This is a genomic window from Buttiauxella noackiae ATCC 51607 (assembly GCF_001654865.1).
Taxonomy (GTDB): domain Bacteria; phylum Pseudomonadota; class Gammaproteobacteria; order Enterobacterales; family Enterobacteriaceae; genus Buttiauxella; species Buttiauxella noackiae.
Genome location: NZ_LXEO01000060.1, coordinates 1 through 23,869 on the forward strand (window position 1 = coordinate 1; position 23,869 = coordinate 23,869).

23 protein-coding genes and 1 riboswitch are annotated in these 23,869 nt (G+C 50.5%); of the genes, 14 read left to right on the forward strand and 9 right to left on the reverse strand.

Features of this window, described 5'->3' with window-relative positions:
• Positions 1-226 precede the first annotated feature (226 nt).
• From secE to rpoC, 8 genes are all read left to right on the forward strand, one after another.
• Positions 227-610 (forward strand): preprotein translocase subunit SecE, encoded by a 384-nt coding sequence (secE, locus tag M979_RS18740; protein ID WP_064556018.1) that lies wholly within the window; start codon positions 227-229, stop codon positions 608-610.
• A gap of 1 nt (position 611) precedes the next feature.
• A complete protein-coding gene (nusG, locus tag M979_RS18745) occupies positions 612-1,157 on the forward strand; it encodes a transcription termination/antitermination protein NusG (protein ID WP_034461806.1) in 546 nt (181 codons plus the stop codon).
• 159 nt (positions 1,158-1,316) lie between these two features.
• Positions 1,317-1,745, forward strand: coding sequence for a 50S ribosomal protein L11 (gene rplK / locus M979_RS18750; RefSeq protein WP_034461805.1), 429 nt, complete (start codon positions 1,317-1,319; stop codon positions 1,743-1,745).
• A gap of 3 nt (positions 1,746-1,748) precedes the next feature.
• The gene (gene rplA, locus M979_RS18755) at positions 1,749-2,453 is read left to right on the forward strand and encodes a 50S ribosomal protein L1 (protein ID WP_064541398.1); all 705 of its coding nucleotides are present in this window, start codon (positions 1,749-1,751) and stop codon (positions 2,451-2,453) included.
• A gap of 295 nt (positions 2,454-2,748) precedes the next feature.
• On the forward strand, positions 2,749-3,246 hold the full coding sequence (gene rplJ / locus M979_RS18760) for a 50S ribosomal protein L10 (RefSeq protein WP_034461803.1): 498 nt from the start codon (positions 2,749-2,751) through the stop codon (positions 3,244-3,246).
• Positions 3,247-3,312: 66 nt separating this feature from the next.
• Complete coding sequence (gene rplL, locus M979_RS18765) at positions 3,313-3,678, forward strand: 50S ribosomal protein L7/L12 (protein WP_034461801.1); 366 nt, start codon at positions 3,313-3,315, stop codon at positions 3,676-3,678.
• Positions 3,679-4,003: 325 nt separating this feature from the next.
• Positions 4,004-8,032 (forward strand): DNA-directed RNA polymerase subunit beta, encoded by a 4,029-nt coding sequence (gene rpoB / locus M979_RS18770; RefSeq protein WP_034461800.1) that lies wholly within the window; start codon positions 4,004-4,006, stop codon positions 8,030-8,032.
• Positions 8,033-8,117: 85 nt separating this feature from the next.
• A complete protein-coding gene (rpoC, locus tag M979_RS18775) occupies positions 8,118-12,341 on the forward strand; it encodes a DNA-directed RNA polymerase subunit beta' (protein ID WP_034461799.1) in 4,224 nt (1,407 codons plus the stop codon).
• A 71-nt stretch (positions 12,342-12,412) separates the two neighbouring features.
• Here rpoC and M979_RS18780 read toward each other — a convergent pair whose 3' ends face one another.
• The 9 genes from M979_RS18780 to M979_RS18820 form a co-directional block, all read right to left on the reverse strand.
• The gene (locus tag M979_RS18780; RefSeq protein WP_034461505.1) at positions 12,413-12,730 is read right to left on the reverse strand and encodes a PTS lactose/cellobiose transporter subunit IIA; all 318 of its coding nucleotides are present in this window, start codon (positions 12,728-12,730) and stop codon (positions 12,413-12,415) included.
• Positions 12,731-12,733: 3 nt separating this feature from the next.
• Positions 12,734-13,042 (reverse strand): PTS sugar transporter subunit IIB, encoded by a 309-nt coding sequence (locus M979_RS18785; protein WP_034461506.1) that lies wholly within the window; start codon positions 13,040-13,042, stop codon positions 12,734-12,736.
• A 159-nt stretch (positions 13,043-13,201) separates the two neighbouring features.
• The gene (thiH, locus tag M979_RS18790; protein WP_064556019.1) at positions 13,202-14,332 is read right to left on the reverse strand and encodes a 2-iminoacetate synthase ThiH; all 1,131 of its coding nucleotides are present in this window, start codon (positions 14,330-14,332) and stop codon (positions 13,202-13,204) included.
• Positions 14,332-15,111, reverse strand: a complete 780-nt coding sequence (gene thiG, locus M979_RS18795) for a thiazole synthase (protein ID WP_064556020.1) — start codon at positions 15,109-15,111, stop codon at positions 14,332-14,334. Before thiG ends, thiH begins: the two co-directional genes overlap by 1 nt.
• 1 nt (position 15,112) lies before the next feature.
• On the reverse strand, positions 15,113-15,313 hold the full coding sequence (thiS, locus tag M979_RS18800; protein ID WP_034461512.1) for a sulfur carrier protein ThiS: 201 nt from the start codon (positions 15,311-15,313) through the stop codon (positions 15,113-15,115).
• Entirely contained in the window at positions 15,297-16,052 is a 756-nt protein-coding gene (locus M979_RS18805) for a HesA/MoeB/ThiF family protein (protein ID WP_064556021.1), read from the reverse strand. The genes thiS and M979_RS18805 overlap by 17 nt, the downstream gene beginning before the upstream one ends.
• Positions 16,045-16,680 (reverse strand): thiamine phosphate synthase, encoded by a 636-nt coding sequence (gene thiE, locus M979_RS18810; protein WP_064556022.1) that lies wholly within the window; start codon positions 16,678-16,680, stop codon positions 16,045-16,047. Before thiE ends, M979_RS18805 begins: the two co-directional genes overlap by 8 nt.
• Positions 16,680-18,581: a phosphomethylpyrimidine synthase ThiC gene (gene thiC, locus M979_RS18815; RefSeq protein ID WP_064556023.1), complete on the reverse strand. Its 1,902-nt coding sequence runs from the start codon at positions 18,579-18,581 to the stop codon at positions 16,680-16,682. The genes thiE and thiC overlap by 1 nt, the downstream gene beginning before the upstream one ends.
• An 88-nt stretch (positions 18,582-18,669) precedes the next feature.
• Positions 18,670-18,783, reverse strand: a riboswitch (TPP riboswitch).
• A gap of 50 nt (positions 18,784-18,833) precedes the next feature.
• A complete protein-coding gene (locus M979_RS18820; protein ID WP_034461516.1) occupies positions 18,834-19,337 on the reverse strand; it encodes an Rsd/AlgQ family anti-sigma factor in 504 nt (167 codons plus the stop codon).
• 103 nt (positions 19,338-19,440) lie between these two features.
• Here M979_RS18820 and nudC point away from each other — a divergent pair, with 103 nt between their 5' ends.
• The 6 genes from nudC to M979_RS18850 all read left to right on the forward strand — a co-directional run bounded on the left by nudC (position 19,441) and on the right by M979_RS18850 (position 23,823).
• The gene (nudC, locus tag M979_RS18825) at positions 19,441-20,214 is read left to right on the forward strand and encodes an NAD(+) diphosphatase (protein ID WP_064556024.1); all 774 of its coding nucleotides are present in this window, start codon (positions 19,441-19,443) and stop codon (positions 20,212-20,214) included.
• 51 nt (positions 20,215-20,265) lie between these two features.
• Positions 20,266-21,330 carry a uroporphyrinogen decarboxylase gene (gene hemE, locus M979_RS18830; RefSeq protein WP_034461518.1) on the forward strand — a complete coding sequence of 355 codons (1,065 nt, stop codon included), beginning with the start codon at positions 20,266-20,268 and terminating at the stop codon, positions 21,328-21,330.
• 15 nt (positions 21,331-21,345) lie between these two features.
• On the forward strand, positions 21,346-22,017 hold the full coding sequence (gene nfi / locus M979_RS18835) for a deoxyribonuclease V (protein ID WP_064556025.1): 672 nt from the start codon (positions 21,346-21,348) through the stop codon (positions 22,015-22,017).
• A 43-nt stretch (positions 22,018-22,060) separates the two neighbouring features.
• Positions 22,061-22,651, forward strand: coding sequence for a YjaG family protein (locus M979_RS18840; protein WP_064556026.1), 591 nt, complete (start codon positions 22,061-22,063; stop codon positions 22,649-22,651).
• Between the two features lie 186 nt (positions 22,652-22,837).
• Positions 22,838-23,110 (forward strand): nucleoid-associated protein HU-alpha, encoded by a 273-nt coding sequence (gene hupA / locus M979_RS18845; protein WP_032615913.1) that lies wholly within the window; start codon positions 22,838-22,840, stop codon positions 23,108-23,110.
• Positions 23,111-23,124: 14 nt separating this feature from the next.
• Positions 23,125-23,823 carry a DUF1481 domain-containing protein gene (locus M979_RS18850; RefSeq protein ID WP_064556027.1) on the forward strand — a complete coding sequence of 233 codons (699 nt, stop codon included), beginning with the start codon at positions 23,125-23,127 and terminating at the stop codon, positions 23,821-23,823.
• Positions 23,824-23,869 lie beyond the last annotated feature (46 nt).

Consider the following 23,869-nt stretch of genomic DNA (forward strand, 5'->3'; position numbering starts at 1 on the left):
AACATTTGACGCAACGCGCAAGAAAAGGGCATCATTTGATGCCCTTTTTGCACGCTCTCTGTCCAGAACCTGGCTTATCAGTGATTTTTTACTCATAATCATTGCTGAGACAGGCTCTGAAGATGGCGTTATACCGAATAGTGCCTGAAAAGAGCCATTCGGTCTGGTTTTGCCTCGCGTATGCGGGGCAAAAATGTTTGTCTGAATTATTGTGACGGGTTGGTTTATGAGTGCGAATACCGAAGCTCAAGGAAGCGGGCGCGGCCTGGAAGTGATGAAGTGGCTGGCAGTTGCTGCTCTGCTGATTGTGGCGATCGTGGGCAACTACATTTATCGTGATGTATCTCTGCCTCTGCGTGCCCTGGCAGTGGTTGTTCTGATTGCTGCAGCGGGTGGTGTCGCGCTGTTAACGACGAAAGGCAAAGCAACTGTTGCTTTCGCACGCGAAGCAAGAACCGAAGTTCGTAAAGTGATTTGGCCAACTCGCCAGGAGACTTTACACACCACCTTAATCGTGGCAGCAGTTACAGCTGTAATGTCACTGATTCTGTGGGGGCTGGATGGTATTCTTGTCCGCCTGGTTTCTTTTATTACTGGCCTGAGGTTCTGAGATGTCTGAAGCCCCTAAAATGCGCTGGTACGTCGTTCAGGCGTTTTCCGGTTTTGAAGGCCGCGTAGCAACATCGCTGCGTGAGCATATCAAATTGCACAACATGGAAGAGTTGTTTGGTGAAGTCATGGTACCGACCGAAGAAGTGGTCGAAATCCGTGGTGGCCAACGTCGCAAAAGCGAACGTAAATTCTTCCCGGGCTATGTTCTGGTCCAGATGGTTATGAATGACGCGAGCTGGCACTTAGTGCGTAGCGTTCCGCGTGTGATGGGTTTCATCGGCGGTACTTCTGACCGTCCTGCTCCAATCAGCGACAAAGAAGTTGATGCGATTATGAACCGCCTGCAGCAGGTTGGTGATAAGCCGCGTCCTAAAACGCTGTTTGAGCCAGGCGAGATGGTACGTGTCAGCGATGGTCCATTTGCTGACTTTAACGGTGTAGTTGAAGAAGTAGATTACGAAAAGAGCCGCCTGAAGGTTTCTGTGTCTATATTCGGTCGTGCTACGCCGGTTGAGCTTGATTTTGCTCAGGTAGAGAAAGCCTAATAATTAGGTTGTAAAAGCAGCGATTATTCGTTGCACAAGGCGCGAGATTGGAATACAATTTCGCGCCTTTTGTTTTTACGCATCTTGTGTGCGTAGAACGAATTATTCACGGGGAGCCTTCATTGTCTAAGGCGCTATAACCCACTAGAGGAAATTAAGATGGCTAAGAAAGTACAAGCCTACGTCAAGTTGCAAGTTGCAGCTGGTATGGCGAACCCAAGTCCACCAGTTGGTCCAGCTCTGGGTCAGCAAGGTGTTAACATCATGGAATTCTGTAAAGCGTTCAACGCCAAAACTGAATCCATGGAGAAAGGTCTGCCAATTCCGGTTGTTATTACCGTTTACGCTGACCGTTCTTTCACTTTCGTTACTAAAACTCCACCAGCTGCTGTTCTGTTGAAGAAAGCTGCAGGTATCAAGTCTGGTTCCGGTAAGCCGAACAAAGACAAAGTGGGTAAAGTGACCCGTGCTCAGGTGCGTGAAATCGCAGAAACCAAAGCTGCGGACATGACTGGTTCTGACGTTGAAGCGATGATTCGCTCCATCGAAGGTACTGCTCGTTCCATGGGCCTGGTAGTGGAGGATTAAGAAATGGCTAAACTGACCAAGCGCATGCGCGTGATCCGTGACAAAGTTGATGCAACTAAACAGTATGACATCAACGAAGCCGTTGCTCTGCTCAAAGAGCTGGCCACTGCGAAATTCGTAGAAAGCGTTGACGTTGCTGTAAACCTCGGCATCGACGCTCGTAAATCTGACCAGAACGTACGTGGTGCAACTGTACTGCCGCACGGTACTGGCCGTTCAGTTCGCGTAGCCGTATTTGCCCAAGGCCCTAACGCTGAAGCAGCTAAAGCTGCTGGCGCTGAGCTGGTAGGTATGGAAGATCTGGCTGACCAGATCAAAAAAGGCGAAATGAACTTTGACGTTGTTATCGCATCTCCAGATGCAATGCGCGTTGTTGGCCAACTGGGCCAGGTTCTGGGTCCACGTGGCCTGATGCCTAACCCGAAAGTTGGTACTGTAACTCCTAACGTTGCTGAAGCGGTTAAGAACGCTAAAGCTGGTCAGGTTCGTTACCGTAACGACAAAAACGGCATCATTCACACCACCATCGGTAAAGTGGATTTTGACACTGACAAACTGAAAGAAAACCTGGAAGCTCTGCTGGTTGCGCTGAAAAAAGCTAAACCATCTCAAGCTAAAGGCGTTTTCATTAAGAAAGTTAGCCTGTCTACCACTATGGGTGCAGGTGTTGCGATCGACCAATCTGGTCTGAGCGCAGTAGTGAACTAAGATTCACTGCTTTACGCGGGCGTTAGATTGGTCTAAAATCCTACGCCCGTTGCCTTACAATGTAAGGCACAAAGAATTTTCGGTTGGAGCCTGGCCTTATCCAGGCCTCCGTCCAAGACCGCAGGAGTTTCGCAAGAGACTTAATTCCCTGCGTAGACGGTGACAGAACCTGAAGAATATTTTTGATAGTCTTTGGCTTGTTTCTGCTCACCGTATGTCGACGTTCATTATCGTTTTGGTAATGAATGAAGTGAGTTCCGGGGGAAACCCCGGCTAATATCCAGGAGCAAAGCTAATGGCTTTAAATCTTCAAGACAAACAAGCGATTGTTGCTGAAGTCAGCGAAGTAGCCAAAGGTGCGCTGTCTGCGGTTGTTGCGGATTCCCGTGGCGTGACCGTAGGTAAAATGACTGAACTGCGTAAAGCAGGTCGTGAAGCTGGCGTTTACATGCGTGTTGTTCGTAACACCTTGCTGCGCCGCGTTGTTGAAGGTACTCAGTTTGAGTGCCTGAAAGACACGTTTGTTGGTCCAACCTTGATTGCATATTCTATGGAACACCCGGGCGCTGCTGCTCGTCTGTTCAAAGAGTTCGCTAAAGCGAATGCAAAATTCGAGGTTAAAGCTGCAGCCTTTGAAGGTGAGCTGATCCCGGCGGCCCAGATCGATCGCCTGGCAACTCTGCCAACTTACGAAGAAGCAATCGCACGCCTGATGGCAACCATGAAAGAAGCCTCTGCAGGCAAATTGGTTCGCACTCTGGCTGCTGTACGCGATCAGAAAGAAGCAGCTTAATTGCGCTTTCCTTTCTCACGCATTTGCTTACGTATAAACTTATTCTGATTTTCAGGAACAATTGCTATGTCTATCACTAAAGATCAAATCATTGAAGCAGTATCCGCTATGTCTGTAATGGACATTGTTGAGCTGATCTCTGCAATGGAAGAAAAATTCGGTGTTTCCGCTGCTGCTGCTGTTGCAGGCCCTGCTGCTGCTGCTGAAGCTGTAGAAGAGAAAACTGAGTTCGACGTTATTCTGAAAGCTGCTGGCGCTAACAAAGTTGCCGTTATCAAAGCAGTTCGTAGCGCAACTGGCCTGGGCTTGAAAGAAGCTAAAGACCTGGTTGAATCCGCTCCAGCTGCGCTGAAAGAAGGCGTGAGCAAAGATGACGCAGAAGCTCTGAAAAAATCTCTGGAAGAAGCTGGCGCTGAAGTTGAAGTTAAATAAGCCAACCTTTCCGGTTGCAGCCTGAGAAATTAGGCTGATGGCTGGTGACTTTTTAGTCACCAGCCTTTTTGCGCTGTAGGGTACCAGTAGCGTTTCACACTGTTTGACTGCTGGTTTCCTTTCAATGTTTGTCTCTATCTACGCCTTAATATACTACGACTTTCTACACCGGGAGTTCCGGGGTAAAGCGTGGCGAAATGGTTTAAGAGTGATAGAAACAGGTATTGCGGAGAGTGTTCCACTTTCCGGTCCACAAAATAGTGTTGCACAAACTGTCCCCTTGTCGGGCAGATGGGTCGACTTGTCAGCGAGCTGAGGAACCCTAATGGTTTACTCCTATACCGAGAAAAAACGTATTCGTAAGGATTTTGGAAAACGTCCACAAGTTTTGGACATTCCTTATCTCCTTTCTATCCAGCTTGACTCGTTCCAGAAGTTTATCGAGCAAGATCCTGAAGGCCAGTACGGTCTGGAAGCAGCTTTCCGTTCCGTGTTCCCTATTGCAAGCTACAGCGGTAACTCCGAGCTGCAATATGTGAGCTATCGTCTGGGTGAGCCGGTATTTGACGTTAAAGAATGTCAGATCCGTGGCGTGACGTATTCCGCTCCCCTGCGCGTGAAACTGCGTCTGGTGATCTACGAGCGTGAAGCGCCGGAAGGCACCGTTAAAGATATTAAAGAACAAGAAGTTTACATGGGTGAAATTCCACTCATGACAGATAACGGCACCTTCGTTATTAACGGTACTGAGCGCGTTATCGTTTCTCAGTTACACCGTAGCCCTGGTGTGTTCTTTGATAGTGACAAAGGTAAAACCCACTCTTCCGGGAAGGTGCTGTATAACGCACGTATCATCCCTTACCGTGGTTCCTGGCTGGATTTCGAATTCGACCCGAAAGACAACTTGTTCGTACGTATTGACCGTCGCCGCAAATTACCAGCGACCATTATTCTGCGTGCGTTACAGTTCACCACTGAGCAGATTCTTGATCTGTTCTTTGAGAAAGTTAATTTCGAAATCCGCGACAACAAGCTGCAGATGGAATTGGTGCCAGAACGCCTTCGTGGTGAGACTGCATCCTTTGACATCGAAGCTGACGGCAAGATCTATGTCGAAAAAGGCCGCCGTATTACTGCGCGCCATATTCGTCAGCTGGAAAAAGACGATATCAAGCTTATCGAAGTTCCGGTTGAATACATTGCTGGTAAAGTCGCGGCTAAAGACTACGTTGATGCATCGACTGGCGAACTGATTTGCCCGGCGAACATGGAACTGTCTTTGGATCTGTTAGCTAAACTGAGCCAGTGTGGTCATAAGCGTATCGAAACGCTGTTTACCAACGACCTGGATCACGGTGCATACATTTCTGAGACCATCCGTGTCGATCCAACCAACGATCGCTTGAGCGCACTGGTTGAAATCTATCGCATGATGCGTCCTGGCGAGCCACCAACTCGCGAAGCAGCTGAAAACCTGTTCGAGAACCTGTTCTTCTCCGAAGACCGTTATGACTTGTCAGCGGTTGGTCGTATGAAGTTCAACCGTTCACTGCTGCGTGATGAGATCGAAGGTTCAGGTATCCTGAGCAAAGACGACATCATCGAAGTTATGCGCAAGCTGATCGGTATCCGTAACGGCCAGGGCGAAGTGGATGATATCGACCACCTCGGCAACCGTCGTATCCGTTCCGTAGGCGAAATGGCGGAAAACCAATTCCGCGTGGGCCTGGTACGTGTTGAGCGTGCGGTTAAAGAGCGTCTGTCTTTAGGCGACCTTGATACCCTGATGCCTCAGGATATGATCAACGCTAAGCCTATTTCTGCTGCGGTTAAAGAGTTCTTCGGTTCCAGCCAGCTGTCTCAGTTTATGGACCAGAACAACCCGTTGTCTGAGATTACGCACAAACGTCGTATCTCCGCACTTGGCCCGGGTGGTTTGACCCGTGAACGTGCAGGCTTCGAAGTACGTGACGTACACCCAACCCACTACGGTCGTGTATGTCCAATCGAAACCCCTGAAGGTCCAAACATCGGTCTGATCAACTCCCTGTCTGTTTATGCACAGACTAACGAATACGGTTTCTTAGAAACTCCGTATCGTCGCGTTGTTGAAGGTGTTGTAACTGACGAGATTCATTACCTTTCTGCTATTGAAGAAGGTAACTACGTTATCGCTCAGGCGAACACCAACCTGGACGAAGAAGGCCGTTTCGTAGACGACCTGGTAACTTGCCGTAGCAAAGGCGAATCCAGCTTGTTCAGCAACGACCAGGTTGACTACATGGACGTTTCTACCCAACAGGTAGTTTCCGTCGGTGCGTCCCTGATCCCGTTCCTGGAACACGATGACGCCAACCGTGCATTGATGGGTGCGAACATGCAACGTCAGGCCGTTCCAACTCTGCGTGCTGATAAGCCGCTGGTTGGTACTGGTATGGAACGTGCTGTTGCCGTTGACTCCGGTGTTACTGCTGTTGCTAAACGTGGCGGTACTGTTCAGTACGTTGATGCGTCTCGTATCGTTATCAAAGTTAACGAAGACGAAATGCTGGCTGGTGAAGCTGGTATCGACATCTACAACCTGACCAAATACACCCGTTCTAACCAGAACACCTGTATCAACCAGATGCCTTGTGTGTCTCTGGGTGAGCCAGTTGAACGTGGCGATGTGTTGGCAGACGGTCCGTCTACTGACCTCGGTGAACTGGCTCTTGGCCAGAACATGCGCGTAGCGTTCATGCCGTGGAACGGTTACAACTTCGAAGACTCCATCCTCGTATCCGAGCGTGTTGTTCAGGAAGATCGTTTCACAACTATTCACATCCAGGAACTGGCATGTGTGTCTCGTGACACTAAGCTTGGGCCTGAAGAGATCACTGCAGATATCCCTAACGTGGGTGAAGCAGCTCTCTCCAAACTGGATGAATCCGGTATCGTTTACATCGGTGCTGAAGTGACCGGTGGTGACATTCTGGTTGGTAAGGTAACGCCTAAAGGTGAAACCCAGCTGACTCCAGAAGAGAAACTGCTGCGTGCAATCTTCGGTGAGAAAGCGTCTGACGTTAAAGACTCTTCTCTGCGCGTACCAAACGGCGTTTCCGGTACCGTTATCGATGTGCAAGTCTTTACCCGCGATGGCGTGGAAAAAGACAAGCGCGCGCTGGAAATCGAAGAGATGCAGCTGAAGCAGGCGAAGAAAGACCTGACTGAAGAACTGCAAATCTTTGAAGCTGGTCTGTTTGCTCGTATCCATGCTGTGCTGGTTGCAGGCGGTGTCGAAGCTGAGAAGCTCGACAAATTGCCACGCGATCGCTGGTTGGAACTGGGTCTGACTGACGAAGAGAAGCAAAACCAGCTGGAACAGCTGGCAGAGCAGTACGACGAGCTGAAGCACGAGTTTGAGAAGAAACTTGAAGCTAAGCGCCGCAAAATCACTCAGGGCGATGACCTGGCACCTGGCGTGCTGAAAATCGTGAAAGTATATCTGGCCGTTAAACGTCAGATCCAACCTGGTGACAAGATGGCAGGTCGTCACGGGAACAAAGGTGTTATCTCCAAGATCAACCCGATCGAAGATATGCCTTACGATGAAAACGGCACGCCGGTAGACATCGTACTGAACCCGCTGGGCGTACCATCTCGTATGAACATCGGTCAGATTCTGGAAACCCACTTGGGTATGGCTGCTAAAGGCATCGGCGAGAAAATCAACGCCATGCTGAAGAAGCAGGAAGAAGTTTCCAAGCTGCGCGAATTTATTCAGAAAGCATATGATCTGGGTTCAGATGTTCGTCAGAAAGTTGACCTGAACACCTTCACCGATGATGAAGTTCTGCGTCTTGCTGAGAACCTGAAAAAAGGTATGCCGATTGCTACTCCGGTATTCGACGGTGCAAAAGAGTCGGAAATCAAAGAGCTGTTGCAACTGGGTGGCCTGCCGACTTCCGGTCAGATCACACTGTTTGATGGCCGTAGCGGTGAACAGTTTGAGCGTCCAGTAACCGTAGGTTACATGTACATGCTGAAACTGAACCACTTGGTTGATGACAAAATGCATGCGCGTTCTACCGGTTCTTACAGCCTTGTTACTCAGCAGCCGCTGGGTGGTAAAGCTCAGTTCGGTGGTCAGCGCTTCGGTGAGATGGAAGTGTGGGCACTGGAAGCATACGGTGCTGCTTATACCTTGCAGGAAATGCTGACTGTTAAGTCTGATGACGTTAATGGCCGTACCAAGATGTATAAAAACATCGTGGATGGTAACCATCAGATGGAACCAGGCATGCCGGAATCCTTCAACGTATTGTTGAAAGAAATCCGTTCGCTGGGTATCAACATCGAGCTGGAAGACGAGTAATTACTCGCATTTGCTGTACTGGTTACAGGATGTCCGGGTCACACCGGACGTCTCTGAGAAGTCTCACTCCGACGGGAGCTAATCCGTGAAAGACTTACTTAAGTTTCTGAAAGCGCAAACTAAGACCGAAGAGTTTGATGCGATCAAAATTGCTCTGGCATCGCCAGACATGATCCGTTCATGGTCGTTCGGCGAAGTTAAAAAGCCGGAAACCATTAACTATCGTACGTTCAAACCAGAACGTGACGGTCTGTTCTGTGCTCGTATTTTTGGGCCAGTAAAAGACTATGAGTGCCTGTGCGGTAAGTACAAGCGCCTTAAACACCGTGGTGTAATTTGTGAGAAGTGCGGCGTTGAAGTAACCCAAACTAAAGTGCGCCGTGAGCGCATGGGTCACATCGAGCTGGCTTCCCCAACTGCACACATTTGGTTCCTGAAGTCACTGCCGTCTCGTATCGGCTTGCTGCTAGATATGCCACTGCGTGATATCGAACGTGTACTTTACTTCGAATCATATGTGGTTATCGAAGGCGGTATGACCAACCTCGAGCGTCGTCAGATCCTGACTGAAGAGCAGTATCTGGATGCGCTGGAAGAGTTCGGTGACGAATTCGATGCGAAGATGGGTGCGGAAGCTATTCAGGCCTTGTTGAAAAACATGGATCTGGAGCAAGAGTGTGAAACTCTGCGTGAAGAGCTGAATGAAACCAACTCCGAAACCAAACGCAAAAAGCTGACCAAGCGTATCAAACTGCTGGAAGCGTTCGTTCAATCTGGTAACAAACCAGAGTGGATGATCCTGACAGTTCTGCCGGTTCTGCCGCCAGACCTGCGTCCATTAGTTCCGCTGGATGGTGGTCGTTTCGCAACTTCAGATCTGAACGATCTGTATCGTCGCGTTATCAACCGTAACAACCGTCTGAAACGTCTGCTGGATCTGGCTGCTCCTGACATCATCGTACGTAACGAAAAACGTATGTTGCAGGAAGCGGTTGATGCCCTGCTGGATAACGGTCGTCGCGGTCGTGCGATCACCGGTTCTAACAAGCGTCCTCTGAAATCTTTGGCCGATATGATCAAAGGTAAGCAGGGTCGTTTCCGTCAGAACTTGTTGGGTAAACGTGTTGACTACTCCGGTCGTTCTGTAATCACCGTAGGTCCATACCTGCGTCTGCATCAGTGCGGTCTGCCTAAGAAAATGGCACTGGAGCTGTTCAAACCGTTTATCTACGGCAAGCTGGAACTGCGTGGTCTTGCTACCACCATTAAAGCTGCGAAGAAAATGGTTGAGCGCGAAGAAGCTGTCGTTTGGGATATCCTGGACGAAGTTATCCGCGAACACCCGGTACTGCTGAACCGTGCACCAACTCTGCACCGTTTGGGTATCCAGGCATTTGAACCTGTACTGATCGAAGGTAAAGCTATCCAGCTGCACCCGCTGGTTTGTGCGGCATATAACGCCGACTTCGATGGTGACCAGATGGCAGTACACGTTCCACTGACGCTTGAAGCTCAGTTGGAAGCGCGTGCGCTGATGATGTCTACCAACAACATCCTGTCACCAGCGAACGGCGAGCCAATCATCGTTCCTTCTCAGGACGTTGTATTGGGTCTGTACTACATGACCCGTGACTGTGTTAACGCCAAAGGCGAAGGCATGGTGCTGACTGGCCCTAAAGAAGCTGAGCGTATCTATCGCGCAGGTCTGGCCTCTCTGCATGCGCGTGTAAAAGTGCGTATCACTGAATATGAAAAAGGCGAGAACGAAGAGTTCGTTGCGAAGACCAGCTTAATCGACACCACCGTTGGTCGTGCGATTCTTTGGATGATTGTACCGAAAGGTCTGCCTTACTCCATCGTCAACCAGGCGTTGGGTAAGAAAGCAATCTCCAAAATGCTGAACACTTGTTACCGTATTCTGGGCCTGAAGCCTACAGTAATCTTTGCTGACCAAACGATGTATACCGGCTTTGCTTATGCAGCGCGTTCAGGTGTATCCGTTGGTATCGATGACATGGTCATCCCTGCGAAGAAAACTGAAATCATCTCTGAAGCGGAAGCTGAAGTTGCTGAAATTCAGGAACAGTTCCAGTCTGGTCTGGTAACAGCAGGCGAACGCTATAACAAAGTAATCGATATCTGGGCTGCGGCGAACGATCGTGTATCTAAAGCGATGATGGACAACCTGCAAACTGAATCCGTTATTAACCGTGACGGCGTCGAAGAGCAGCAAGTTTCCTTCAACAGCATTTACATGATGGCCGACTCAGGTGCTCGTGGTTCTGCAGCACAGATTCGTCAGTTGGCTGGTATGCGTGGTCTGATGGCTAAGCCAGATGGCTCCATCATCGAAACGCCAATTACCGCGAACTTCCGTGAAGGTCTGAACGTACTCCAGTACTTCATCTCCACGCACGGTGCTCGTAAAGGCTTGGCGGATACCGCACTGAAAACTGCGAACTCCGGTTACCTGACCCGCCGTCTGGTTGACGTTGCACAGGATCTGGTAGTGACCGAAGACGATTGTGGCACCCTCGAAGGTATCACGATGACTCCGGTTATCGAAGGCGGCGATGTTAAAGAGCCACTGCGCGATCGCGTTCTGGGCCGTGTAACGGCTGAAGATGTGATCAAGCCGGGTACTGCAGACATCCTGGTAACTCGTAACACCCTGATCGATGAACAGTGGTGTGACGTGTTAGAACTTAACTCTGTTGACAGCGTTAAAGTCCGTTCCGTAGTAGGTTGCGAAACTGACTTTGGTGTTTGTGCACACTGCTATGGTCGCGACCTGGCACGTGGTCACATCATCAACAAAGGTGAAGCTATCGGGGTTATCGCGGCACAGTCCATCGGTGAACCAGGTACTCAGCTGACGATGCGTACGTTCCACATCGGTGGTGCGGCATCTCGTTCTGCTGCTGAATCCAGCATTCAGGTTAAGAACAAAGGTAGCATCAAGCTCAGCAACGCGAAGTCGGTTGTGAACTCTGCCGGTAAACTGGTAGTGACTTCTCGTAACACTGAACTGAAATTGATTGACGAATTCGGTCGTACTAAAGAGAGCTATAAAGTTCCTTACGGTGCGGTAATGGCTAAAGGTGATGGCGAGCAGATTGCAGCGGGCGAAACCGTAGCAAACTGGGATCCGCACACAATGCCAGTCGTTTCTGAAGTAAGTGGTTTCATCCGCTTTACTGACATGATCGACGGTCAGACCATTACTCGTCAAACTGACGAACTGACAGGTCTGTCATCTCTGGTTGTTCTGGATTCTGCAGAACGTACCGCGGGTGGTAAAGATCTGCGTCCAGCACTGAAAATTGTTGATGCTCAAGGCAACGACGTTCTGATTCCTGGTACAGATATGCCAGCTCAGTACTTCCTGCCAGGCAAAGCAATTGTTCAGTTGGAAGATGGTACTCAGATTCACTCTGGTGACGCGCTGGCGCGTATTCCTCAGGAATCAAGTGGTACCAAGGACATCACCGGTGGTTTGCCACGCGTTGCGGATCTGTTCGAAGCGCGTCGTCCGAAAGAGCCAGCTATCCTTGCTGAAATCAGCGGGATCATCTCGTTCGGTAAAGAAACCAAAGGCAAACGCCGTCTGGTAATCTCTCCACTCGACGGCAGCGATGCTTACGAAGAGATGATTCCTAAGTGGCGTCAGCTGAACGTGTTCGAAGGCGAAGTTGTAGAACGCGGTGACGTTGTTTCCGATGGTCCAGAATCTCCGCATGACATTCTGCGTCTGCGTGGCGTATATGCTGTGACTCGTTACATCACCAACGAAGTGCAGGACGTTTACCGTCTGCAAGGCGTTAAGATTAACGATAAACACATCGAAGTCATCGTGCGTCAGATGTTGCGTAAAGCAACTATCGTTAACGCTGGTAGTTCTGACTTCCTGGAAGGTGAGCAGGCTGAATACTCTCGCGTCAAGATCGCTAACCGCGAACTGGAAGCGAACGGCAAGATTAACGTGTCCTTCTCACGTGATCTGTTGGGTATCACCAAAGCCTCTCTGGCAACCGAGTCCTTCATCTCCGCGGCATCGTTCCAGGAGACAACTCGTGTGCTTACCGAAGCAGCTGTTGCGGGTAAACGTGACGAACTGCGCGGCCTGAAAGAGAACGTTATCGTTGGTCGTCTGATCCCAGCTGGTACCGGTTATGCGTACCACCAGGATCGTATGCGCCGTCGTGCAGCGGGCGAAGCGCCAGTTGTACCTCAGGTGACTGCAGCAGACGCTACTGCCAGCCTGGCAGAGCTGTTGAATGCAGGTAATCTGGGTGGTAACGACGAGTAATCGTCCGATACGCTAAAAACAAAAACCGCTCGAAAGAGCGGTTTTTTTATACTTGAAATACCTGAGATAAATCAGTTGGCTAGCGGCAGACGGCGATACAGTTCAATCATGTCTTCGGCCAAATCCTGAATCACCATCGCGTTCATCAGGTGGTCCTGGGAGTGTACGGTAATCAAGTTAACCGGCAGTTTGCCAGTGCCTTCATCTAACCCGATAAGTTGGGTCTGAATTTTGTGAGCATGTTTCACAAACTCACGAGACTCTTCCATTGCTTGTTGAGCTGCTACGAAATCCCCTTTACGAGCCATTTGCAGAGCTGTCAACGCCTGGCTGCGCGCGCTACCTGCGTTAACCAACAATTCCATGATAATCGTTTCTAAATCTTCCACGTCTTATGACTCCATCATTTTCAAAGCTTTCTCGAGCACAACATCGCCTTTCATCATGCCGTAATCCATCATGTCGATGACTGCAACTGTTTTACCCATTGGCTCTGCAATCGCCTGTAGCTTAGCGTGTTCATATTTAACCTGTGGACCCAGCAGCACGATATCGGCGGTGTCGATATTGTCTTTAAATTCTGCAACCGGCACTGCCTTGATTGAGACTTCAATACCTTTCTTCTGAGCGGCGTCCTTCATACGTTGGACCAAAATGCTAGTCGACATACCCGCTGCACAACACAAAACGATATTCTTCATAGATCTGCTCTCAGTGTCCGTTGGATACACAGATAATTATCCGTCACGCCTCGGTACAACAACCGCTTTGCGGTGATTGTGTGTGAGGGGTCACAAAAGAAACTTGGATGGACTGAAACCGGTTACATTTTGAGTTTCCAGCCATGTCAGCCTGACTCGCTAATACAACGTTCTTCCCAAAAAACTATCCCAGTCTTTCCATACTGGCTGTAAGCCAGAGCGTGTTAATGCTGCTGCGACTTCAGCTGGTGTGCGCCCGTCGTGCGGAGCAAACTGTTCGAGCTCTGGGTGGTTGTCGGCATAACCACCCGGTTGAGTTTTAGAGAACGCACTGACATTGTTGATGGCGAGCGGGATCATATGATCCCGAAACCATGGTGATTCACGAGTAGAAAGTGAAAGCTCTACATCGGGCGAAAGCAGGCGAAATGCGCATATCACCTGCACCAGTTGGCTTTCTGTCATTATCGATGCCGGTTCTACTCCACCCGCACAGGGGCGTAATCGTGGAAATGAAATCGAATAACGGCTTTGCCAGTAGTTTTGCTGAAGCCAAAGTAAGTGCTCTGCCACCATAAAACAGTCGGTGCGCCAACTGTCTGATAAACCAATCAACGCGCCGAGGCCTATTTTATCTATCCCCGCACGGCCCAGCCTGTCCGGTGTTTCCAGGCGCCAGAAGAAATCCTGCTTATTGCCCCGTAGATGATGCTGCGCGTATACCGCCTGATGATAGGTTTCCTGGTAGACCATTACGCCGTCTAACCCAAGCGCTTTGAGTTCAGCGTATTCGCGTTCATCCAGCGGCTGCACTTCCATTTGCAGCGAGCTGAAGCGGCGACGAATCGCCGGAAGATGCTGACGGAAATAATCCATGCCGACTTTGGTTTGATGCTCACCCGTCACCAATAACAAATGCTCAAATCCCAGCTTGCGAATCGCCTCGCATTCCCGCTCAATTTCTTGCTCATCCAGCGTCTTACGCTTGAGTTTGTTGCTCATCGAAAAGCCGCAGTAGGTACAGTTGTTGGCGCAAAGATTGGAGAGATAAAGCGGAACGTAAAAACCCACAGTGTTTCCAAAGCGCTGGCGAGTTAACTGCTGGGCCTGCTGTGCGAGCGGTTCAAGGTACTGACTGGCAGCCGGAGACAACAGCGCCATAAGATCATCGCGGGTAATCTTGCGGGTGTTTAATGCACGTTCTACATCGGCAGCGGTTTTGCTGTTGATACGAAGCGTGATGTCATCCCAGTCCAGCTCTCGCCAGCGGTCGGTGAAGGTTTGTGCCATCACAAACCCTCCTGGCTGAATTGCAGAAACTGGGTTAGCGGACTGGAAGCTTGTGCCTGCTGGTGGCGAGCCCCTAAACCGGATTGAGCGGCAATTGCTCCGGCTTCAACAGCCATGCGGAAAGCGTGGGCCATTTGAATGGTATCTCGTGCAACCGCAATGGCAGTATTCACCAGTACAGCAGCAGCCCCCATTTCCAACGCTTCTGCGGCATGGCTTGGCGCACCAATGCCAGCATCAACCACTACCGGCACGCGGGCCTGATCGATAATGATTTCTAAGAATGCGCGGGTTTGTAAGCCCTGATTGGAACCTATTGGCGCTCCGAGCGGCATGACTGCCGCACATCCCACTTCTTCAAGCCGTTTGCACAATACCGGATCGGCACCGCAGTATGGCAGCACCACAAATCCCAGTTTGACGAGTTTCTCTGCAGCTTTCAGTGTTTCGATGGGGTCGGGTAACAAGTAGCGGGCGTCGGGATGAATCTCCAGTTTTACCCAATGAGTGCCGAGCGCTTCGCGGGCCAGTTGAGCTGCAAAAATCGCTTCTTCCGCCGTTTTGGCTCCGGACGTATTCGGTAGCAACTGCACGCCTGCCTCAAGCAATGGCGCGAGGATCGCATCGTTATGGTTACGCAAATCGACACGTTTCATTGCCATCGTCACCAGTTGGGAACCGGAGATACGAATGGCCTCGACCATCACCTGCGGTGAAGAGAATTTCCCGGTACCGGTGAATAATCGTGATGAGAAAGTTTTATCAGCAATCTGAAGCATGTTAACCCCCGGCTATGGCCTGAAAAAGCAAGATTTGGTCGCCATCATTCAATAAATGTGTCTCCCATTGCTCGCGTGGAACGATAGTCTGATTGATGGCCAGTGCGATCCCTGGCCTTATTAGACGCAACCGCTCCAACAAATTTTCCAGCGTCAGATTATCCGGGCACTGCATTGGTTCTTCGTTAAAGTGGATGTGCATGTTGCCCTCCGCATACCGGGCAATTAGCTGCTTTCTGCATGGCGAGAGTTCGCCAGCTATGTTGACGGGCATCAAACAGACGCAAAGTCCCGGCAGCGGGAACCATACCGCTTATCAGTTTTATGGCTTCAAGTGCCTGTAATGTCCCCATGACCCCAACTACCGGGCCGATAATGCCTGCGGTGCGGCAATTGCGTTCTGGCTCTTGTTCATCCGGCCAGACGCAGCGATAACAACCGTTTTCCCACGGCGGCGTAAGAACCATCAACTGCCCGCCAAACCCTACGGCGCTGGCGGAAATCAACGGTTTATTATGCGCGATACACGCAGCGTTAATCCCATGTCGTGTCGCCATGTTGTCGCTGCAATCCAGCACCAGATCGGCGCTTTTTACTGCCTGAGCTAATGATTTTCCAGCCAGGCGTTCGCTAATAACCTGGAGTTTAATATCAGGATTGAGCAGTTGAAGATGGCGCTGTGCGACTCGTGATTTCGGCTGGTCGAGATCTGCTGAAGTGAACAAAATCTGGCGCTGCAAATTACTGATATGCACATTGTCATCATCAGCAAGAATCAAAGTGCCAACGCCCGCAGCTGCAAGATATAACGCGGCTGGCGAGCCTAGCCCGCCAAGCCCGACGATTAAAACTTTACTTGCGAGCAGCTTCTGTTGCCCTTCGATGGCAATGTCTTCCAGCAACAGCTGGCGGCTGTAGCGCATGAAATCTGTATCATTCATCGCCAGCCCCCACCAGTTCCAGTAGCTGCGCAGTAGCAGTTTGCCAGTTAGCAGCCTGAGTTATTGCACTAACCAGCGCAACACTGCCAACACCAGTGGCGAGGACGGCAGGAACTCGTTCCAGGCTAATTCCGCCAATCGCCACGGCGGGATAATCACCGAGGGTTTTGATATGTGCAGTCAATTGCTCTAGCCCCTGCGGGGCAGACGGCATCTGTTTGGTATTGGTTGGAAAAACATGCCCCAGAGCGATGTACGAGGGGCGTGCCGCGAGGGCGCGATCCATTTCCATATTATCGTGAGTGGAAAGCCCAAGCCGCAGACCCGCATCGCGAATAGCATCCAGATTTGCCACATCCATATCTTCCTGACCGAGATGCACGCCGTAAGCGCGATGTTTTATCGCCAGTTGCCAGTAATCGTTAATGAATAAACGGGCGTTGTAGCGATCGCCCAGTTTGATGGCCGCGATAATATCGGCTTCTACGTCGCTTTCGACTTTGTCTTTGATTCGTAGCTGGATGGTGCGAACACCAGCCTCTAGCAAACGCTCGATCCACTCCACACTATCCACCACCGGATACAATCCCAGGCGTTTTGGAACATCTGAAAAAGCTGATTCGCTCATCACACTTCCTCCTGGCGCAGGTAAATTTCACCGCCTTTTGCCCGGAACGTTTGCGACATATCTTCCATGCCGACTTCAATCGCCTGTTTCGCGGCGAAATCACGCACTTCCTGGGAGATTTTCATCGAGCAGAATTTTGGCCCGCACATCGAACAGAAGTGAGCGACTTTGCCGGATTCTTGCGGCAGCGTTTCATCGTGATAGGCGCGAGCGGTGAAGGGATCGAGCGCGAGATTAAACTGATCTTCCCAGCGGAACTCGAAGCGGGCTTTTGACATGGCGTTGTCGCGGATTTGCGCGCCGGGATGGCCTTTTGCCAGATCTGCGGCGTGTGCCGCAATTTTGTAGGTAATCAGCCCCTGTTTTACATCTTCTTTATTCGGCAGGCCGAGGTGCTCTTTTGGCGTCACGTAACAGAGCATCGCGCAGCCAAACCAGCCGATCATGGCGGCTCCAATACCGGAAGTGAAATGGTCGTAACCAGGCGCAATGTCCGTGGTCAGCGGGCCGAGCGTATAGAACGGAGCTTCGTGGCAATGTTCCAGCTCTTCGGTCATATTGCGGCGGATCATCTGCATTGGCACATGTCCTGGCCCTTCAATCATTACCTGCACGTCATATTCCCAGGCGATTTTGGTTAACTCGCCCAGTGTATGCAGTTCCGAGAATTGCGCTTCATCGTTGGCATCCTGAATGGAGCCAGGGCGCAGGCCGTCGCCCAGTGAGAGTGAAACGTCGTAAGCGGCACAAATTTCGCAAATTTCGCGGAAGTGCTCATACAGGAAGTTTTCCTGATGATGCGACAGGCACCATTTCGCCATAATCGATCCGCCGCGCGATACAATTCCGGTCAGGCGTTTGGCTGTCATCGGTACATAACGCAGCAACACTCCAGCGTGAATAGTGAAGTAGTCCACGCCTTGCTCGGCTTGTTCCAGAAGCGTGTCGCGAAACATTTCCCAGGTCAGGTCTTCAGCAATGCCGTTTACTTTTTCCAGTGCCTGGTAGATTGGCACTGTTCCGATTGGCACAGGGCTATTACGCAAAATCCATTCGCGGGTTTCGTGGATATAGCGGCCAGTAGATAGATCCATCACGGTGTCCGCCCCCCAGCGTGTTGACCAGACCAGTTTTTCCACTTCTTCTTCAATGGAGGAGGTGACCGCTGAGTTGCCGATATTAGCATTCACTTTGACAAGGAAATTACGCCCGATAACCATTGGCTCAGATTCGGGGTGGTTGATATTGGCAGGGATAATTGCCCGGCCTGCGGCGACTTCGTCACGCACAAATTCAGGGGTAATATTTTCTGGCAGGCGTGCGCCAAAACCCTGGCCTGGATGCTGGTGGCGTAATACTTCATCGCGGATCCGCTCGCGCCCCATGTTTTCGCGTATCGCGATAAACTCCATTTCCGGCGTCACAATTCCCTGTCGAGCATAGTGCAGTTGCGTAACGATTTTTCCAGCCTTAGCGCGCTTAGGCGTGAGTTGTGTTTCAAAACGCAATTCGTCCAGACCATCATCAGCAAGGCGCTCTTTGGTATACGCAGAGCTACGGTCGGTCAGTATTTCGCAGTCATCACGTTCAGCAATCCAGTTTTCACGCAGTGGTGAAAGCCCGCGCAGAACGTCGATGCTGATTGCCGGGTCGCCATACGGGCCAGAAGTGTCATACACCGGTATCGCATCGTTAGGGGTGAATAAAGGGTTTTCTTTGGTACCGCCAGTTGCGGTTGGGCTGAGTTGAATTTCGCGCATCGGTACGCGGATATCATCGCGTGAGCCAGTTAGATAAATACGTTGGGAGTTGGGGAAAGCAGTACCTTCCAACGTATTGATAAAATGTTGGGCAGCAGCGCGTTGTTCGCGGCGGTTTAGTTTTTTTTCAGTAGTAGACATAGCTCATTCCAGTGGTTATCAGGAAGTGGCTTGTCAGAACAACGGAGGAGTAATGAATGTGGGGCGCCCGCGTACGGGTGAACCCAAAAGCAGAATTACTCTTGTTCCCTTCGCAGGTATTAGCCTGATCAGGTTCCGCGGATCCCGAATTAACGGTCTCAGCCGGTGTTCAATTAAACACTCGGCACTCCGACAAGATAAACCCGTATTGCTACGGGTCGCTATGTAAACTACTCGTTAACAGAGCAGAACTCAAGCCGGACGTGCAAGGCTGCCGGTATCGTTAGCACTGTCATTTAAATCATTGTCGTACGCCAACAGAATGAGTTTATCTTCCAGCGAGAAACGTGATTCCAGCGCTTCGCCGATGCCGGATAACGCTTTCTGGAACTCAATATAGTTATCATCATCGATAGCACTTTCGAGATGCGAATCGTAAAAATCCATGATGTGTTGGGTGTTGGCTTCAAGCTGCGGATAAAGGTGAGTTGCGGCTAAAAGTGGGCTGCTACCTTCCATTTCGCTGATAATGCGTTCATAAATATTGAAATGACCGGCAGAAAGATAATCCACCAGATTATGGCAAAAGTTATCCAGAGCCTTTTCATTGAGCGCGGTATGGGATTCCTTGTTAGGCTTGATCCCTACCATGTTGTAATAAGCCACCAATAAATGTTTGCGGGCATGTAGCCATTGGTCGATTAACTCATTACTACCACCGACGCGCTCAGTCAGATTTTCTAACTGGTTAAGCATGATTGACTCCGTGATTCCGTGAGTAAAAGATGTAACGCAAACGTACCCAAAATTGTTACGACCATTTGTTTATACCAGCGAACTCGGGGATGTGCACCAGGTTATGGAACGTGTAATTCAAAAGTTAGATCAGGGCTGGTTTATCGTCAGTCATGAACAAAAATTGTGGTTGCCGAAAGGTGAGCTACCTCACGGAGCGGCGCAAGATTTTCAGCTTGATGGTGCGGTTGGGATGCATATCGGCGAGTGGGAAAGTGAGCCGGTGTGGTTAGTGCGACAAAATCGCCGTGCAGATATGGGCTCAGTGCGCCAGGTTATTGACCAGGACCCAGGGTTATTTCAACTTGCCGGGCGTGGCGTGCAGTTGGCGGAGTTCTATCGCTCACATAAATTCTGTGGTTACTGCGGCCATGAAATGCACGTTAGCAAAACCGAATGGGCGATGCTGTGTAGCCATTGTCGTGAACGCTACTATCCACAAATTTCACCGTGCATTATCGTGGCTATCCGTCGTGACGACCACATTCTGCTTGCTCAGCACACACGCCATCGCGGTGGAGTTTATACCGTGCTGGCCGGGTTTGTCGAAGTAGGGGAAACCCTCGAGCAAGCAGTGGCGCGTGAAGTGATGGAAGAAAGCAGCATTCGCGTGAAAAATTTGCGTTATGTGACTTCCCAACCATGGCCGTTCCCGCAATCTTTAATGACCGCATTCATGGCGGAATATCACAGTGGTGAGATTGAAATTGACCCGAAAGAGTTACTTGATGCGGGTTGGTATCGGTATGACCAACTTCCGTTATTGCCGCCACCTGGTACGGTTGCTCGTCGACTGATTGAAGACACTGTCGCCCTGTGTCGGGCAGAGTATGAATGACGTGGTAAACTGGCGGAATGTATTTAGAGTTCCAGCCAAAGGAAATGCAAAATGACTGAACTGAAGAACGATCGTTACCTGCGGGCGCTGCAACGCCAGCCTGTAGATACCACGCCAGTATGGATGATGAGGCAGGCAGGTCGTTACTTGCCAGAATACAAAGCAACACGTGCCCAGGCCGGCGATTTTATGTCGCTGTGCAAAAATGCGGAGTTGGCTTGCGAAGTGACTTTGCAACCGCTGCGTCGCTACCCGTTGGATGCGGCGATCCTCTTCTCCGACATCCTCACCGTACCGGATGCGATGGGGCTTGGCCTCTATTTTGAAGCGGGCGAAGGCCCACGTTTCCGCTCACCTATCACCAGCCGTGCTGATGTTGAAAAGTTGCCGATTCCTGATCCGGAAGGTGAACTGGGTTATGTGATGAATGCAGTGCGCACCATTCGCCGCGAGCTAAAAGGCGAAGTGCCGCTGATTGGCTTCAGCGGTAGCCCGTGGACGCTTGCGACTTATATGGTTGAAGGCGGTAGCAGCAAAGCCTTTACCGTGATTAAAAAGATGATGTATGCCGACCCGCAAGCGCTGCATCTTCTGCTCGATAAGCTGGCGCAAAGCGTCACGCTATATCTGAATGCACAAATCAAAGCTGGCGCGCAATCGGTAATGATTTTCGATACCTGGGGTGGCGTGTTGACCGGGCGTGATTATCAGCAGTTCTCACTCTATTACATGCACAAAATCATTGATGGCCTGCTACGTGAAAACGAAGGTCGTCGCGTGCCAGTGACTATGTTCACTAAGGGTGGCGGTCAATGGTTGGAAGCGATGGCTGAAACGGGATGTGATGCGCTGGGATTAGACTGGACGACCGATATCGCCGATGCTCGTCGCCGTGTAGGCCATAAAGTCGCACTGCAGGGCAATATGGACCCATCCATGCTTTATGCTCAGCCTGCACGTATCGAAGAAGAAGTCGCAACGATTCTGGCAGGATTCGGTAAAGGTGAAGGCCACGTCTTTAACCTGGGCCATGGCATTCACCAGGATGTTCCGCCAGAACACGCGGGTGCATTTGTTGAAGCGGTACATCGTTTGTCGAAACCGTATCACCTGTAAAAATCAGGAGAGGGAATGGATCTCGCAAATCTTCGTAAGCAACAGATCGAATTAGCTTCACAGGTGATCCGTGAGGATCGTCTTGAGCAGGATCCTCCTCGGTTAATCGCCGGGGCTGACGTTGGGTTTGAGCAGGGCGGTGAGGTTACACGAGCCGCCATTGTGTTATTGAAATATCCTTCCCTCGAACTGGTTGAGTATCAGGTGGCGCGTGTTGCCACCTCAATGCCTTATATCCCCGGTTTCCTCTCGTTTCGCGAATATCCTGCGCTGCTTGCCGCCTGGGAAATGCTGTCGCAAAAACCAGACCTGCTGTTTGTGGATGGCCACGGTATTTCGCACCCACGGCGTTTGGGCGTTGCCGCCCATTTTGGCCTGCTGGTGGACGTCCCAACGATAGGCGTTGCCAAGAAACGTTTATGCGGGAAGTTTGCACCGTTATCCGAAGAGCCCGGCTCATGCCAGTTGCTGACTGACAAAAGCGAGCCGCTTGCGTGGGTGTTACGCAGTAAAAAACGCTGCAATCCGTTGTTTGTCTCCACAGGCCATCGTGTAGGCCTTGATACGGCCTTGTTATGGGTGAATCGCTGTCTGATGGGTTACCGCTTACCTGAACCTACTCGCTGGGCAGATGCTGTAGCATCTGGTCGCCCGGCTTTCACGCGGTGGCAAGCAATTCAGGGGTGATTAAGGTAAACTGCCGCTAATATTCCGTCTTTGAGACATCGCTATGTTACAAAACCCAATCCATCTGCGCCTGGAGAAACTGGAAAGCTGGCAACATGTCACTTTCATGGCTTCTTTATGCGAACGCATGTATCCAAATTACGCCATGTTCTGCCAGCAGACTGAATTTGGTGATCCTCAGTTGTATCGCCGTATTCTCGACTTGATTTGGGAAACGCTGACGGTCAAAGATGCGAAAGTAAACTTTGATAGCCAACTTGAGAAACTCGAAGAAGGCATTCCGTCTGCCGACGACTATGATATTTACGGTGTCTACCCGGCGATTGATGCATGCGTTGCACTTAGCGAATTGATTCACTCACGTCTTTCAGGGGAAACTCTGGAGCATGCAATTGAAGTCAGTAAAGCATCAATCACCACGGTTGCTATGCTGGAAATGACCCAGGCTGGTCGTGAAATGACCGATGAAGAGCTGCGAGCAAACCCGGCTGTTGAAGAAGAATGGGACATTCAGTGGGAGATTTTCCGCCTGTTAGCTGACTGCGAAGAACGCGATGTTGAGCTGATCAAAGGGCTTCGTGCGGACCTGCGTGAAGCGGGTAGCAGCAATATTGGTATAAATTTGCAGCAGTAAGACAGCAAAACGTGACTTACAGTCCGAATTGTCACCCCTGAAGGCTTCCAATTAGCCCCCCGTCTGGTCTACATTTGTGGGGCGAAAAAAAGTGGCTATCGGTGCGTGTATGCAGGAGAGTGCTTTTTTGGCATTTCCGTCGCACTCGATGCTTAGCAAGCGATAAACACATTGTAAGGATAACTTATGAACAAGACTCAACTGATTGATGTAATTGCTGACAAGGCTGATCTGTCTAAAGTACAGGCTAAAGCTGCTCTGGAATCCACCCTGGCTGCAATTACTGAGTCTCTGAAAGAAGGTGATGCTGTCCAACTGGTTGGTTTCGGTACCTTCAAGGTAAACCACCGTGCTGAGCGCACTGGCCGCAACCCACAGACTGGTAATGAAATCAAAATCGCCGCAGCTAACGTGCCGGCATTTGTTTCAGGCAAAGCACTGAAAGACGCTGTTAAGTAAGTTAACAAGTGTCAGTGAACAGTTTTAGCAGAGGGGCGTTTACGCCCCTTTTGTTTGCCTGCCGTCCTTTGGTCGCGCTGGCAGGCACAGTGCTGCTAATGGCATGCAGCAGCCAACCTCCTATCCCGCCATTTACCGCGAGCGGTTATATTGCCGATCAGGATGTGGTGCGTATCTGGCGTAAAGATAATAGCGATGATGGCAGCATCCATATGCTTGCGGTGTTTAGCCCGTTGCAGAAGGGGGTGACGTCTAGCAATGATTATCGTTGGCAGGGCGAGCAACTTGTCTCAATTGAGATGACGATTCAGAGCCAGCCTCCAGAGCATGTAAAAGTACGTTTTGACGATCACGGTGAGCTGAGCTTCATGCAGCGTGAAGTGAATGGTCAAAAGCAGCAGCTTTCTAATGACCAAATCGCTTTGTATCAGTATCAGGCAAGCCAGACTAAAGTGACTAGCGAAGCATTGCGCATCGGGCGTGTTGTTTTGCGACAAGGCCGCTGGCATGACAATGGCACAGTAACGACCTGCGAAGGTGAGACCATCGAGCCTAAACTCGACAGCGTGTCGCTTAATCATATTGAGAATCGCCAACGTCATTCATCGCTGGATGTGAGTATTGCCTGGCTTGAAGCGCCTGAAGGTTCTCAGTTGTTACTGGTAGCGAATCAGGATTTCTGTAGCTGGCAGCCTAAGCCTGCTACGTTCTAAATAAAAAACCGCCACGCGTGAACTGCACCCAAAAAGTTGGACACCC

Coding starts and splice junctions, on each gene's coding strand:
- secE (WP_064556018.1), top strand. CDS start 227: ATGAGTGCGAATACCGAAGCTCAAGGAAGCGGGCGCGGCCTGGAAGTG.
- nusG (WP_034461806.1), top strand. CDS start 612: ATGTCTGAAGCCCCTAAAATGCGCTGGTACGTCGTTCAGGCGTTTTCC.
- rplK (WP_034461805.1), top strand. CDS start 1,317: ATGGCTAAGAAAGTACAAGCCTACGTCAAGTTGCAAGTTGCAGCTGGT.
- rplA (WP_064541398.1), top strand. CDS start 1,749: ATGGCTAAACTGACCAAGCGCATGCGCGTGATCCGTGACAAAGTTGAT.
- rplJ (WP_034461803.1), top strand. CDS start 2,749: ATGGCTTTAAATCTTCAAGACAAACAAGCGATTGTTGCTGAAGTCAGC.
- rplL (WP_034461801.1), top strand. CDS start 3,313: ATGTCTATCACTAAAGATCAAATCATTGAAGCAGTATCCGCTATGTCT.
- rpoB (WP_034461800.1), top strand. CDS start 4,004: ATGGTTTACTCCTATACCGAGAAAAAACGTATTCGTAAGGATTTTGGA.
- M979_RS18785 (WP_034461506.1), bottom strand. CDS start 13,042: ATGAAGAATATCGTTTTGTGTTGTGCAGCGGGTATGTCGACTAGCATT.
- thiH (WP_064556019.1), bottom strand. CDS start 14,332: ATGGCACAAACCTTCACCGACCGCTGGCGAGAGCTGGACTGGGATGAC.
- thiG (WP_064556020.1), bottom strand. CDS start 15,111: ATGCTTCAGATTGCTGATAAAACTTTCTCATCACGATTATTCACCGGT.
- thiS (WP_034461512.1), bottom strand. CDS start 15,313: ATGCACATCCACTTTAACGAAGAACCAATGCAGTGCCCGGATAATCTG.
- M979_RS18805 (WP_064556021.1), bottom strand. CDS start 16,052: ATGAATGATACAGATTTCATGCGCTACAGCCGCCAGCTGTTGCTGGAA.
- thiE (WP_064556022.1), bottom strand. CDS start 16,680: ATGAGCGAATCAGCTTTTTCAGATGTTCCAAAACGCCTGGGATTGTAT.
- thiC (WP_064556023.1), bottom strand. CDS start 18,581: ATGTCTACTACTGAAAAAAAACTAAACCGCCGCGAACAACGCGCTGCT.
- M979_RS18820 (WP_034461516.1), bottom strand. CDS start 19,337: ATGCTTAACCAGTTAGAAAATCTGACTGAGCGCGTCGGTGGTAGTAAT.
- nudC (WP_064556024.1), top strand. CDS start 19,441: ATGGAACGTGTAATTCAAAAGTTAGATCAGGGCTGGTTTATCGTCAGT.
- hemE (WP_034461518.1), top strand. CDS start 20,266: ATGACTGAACTGAAGAACGATCGTTACCTGCGGGCGCTGCAACGCCAG.
- nfi (WP_064556025.1), top strand. CDS start 21,346: ATGGATCTCGCAAATCTTCGTAAGCAACAGATCGAATTAGCTTCACAG.
- M979_RS18840 (WP_064556026.1), top strand. CDS start 22,061: ATGTTACAAAACCCAATCCATCTGCGCCTGGAGAAACTGGAAAGCTGG.
- hupA (WP_032615913.1), top strand. CDS start 22,838: ATGAACAAGACTCAACTGATTGATGTAATTGCTGACAAGGCTGATCTG.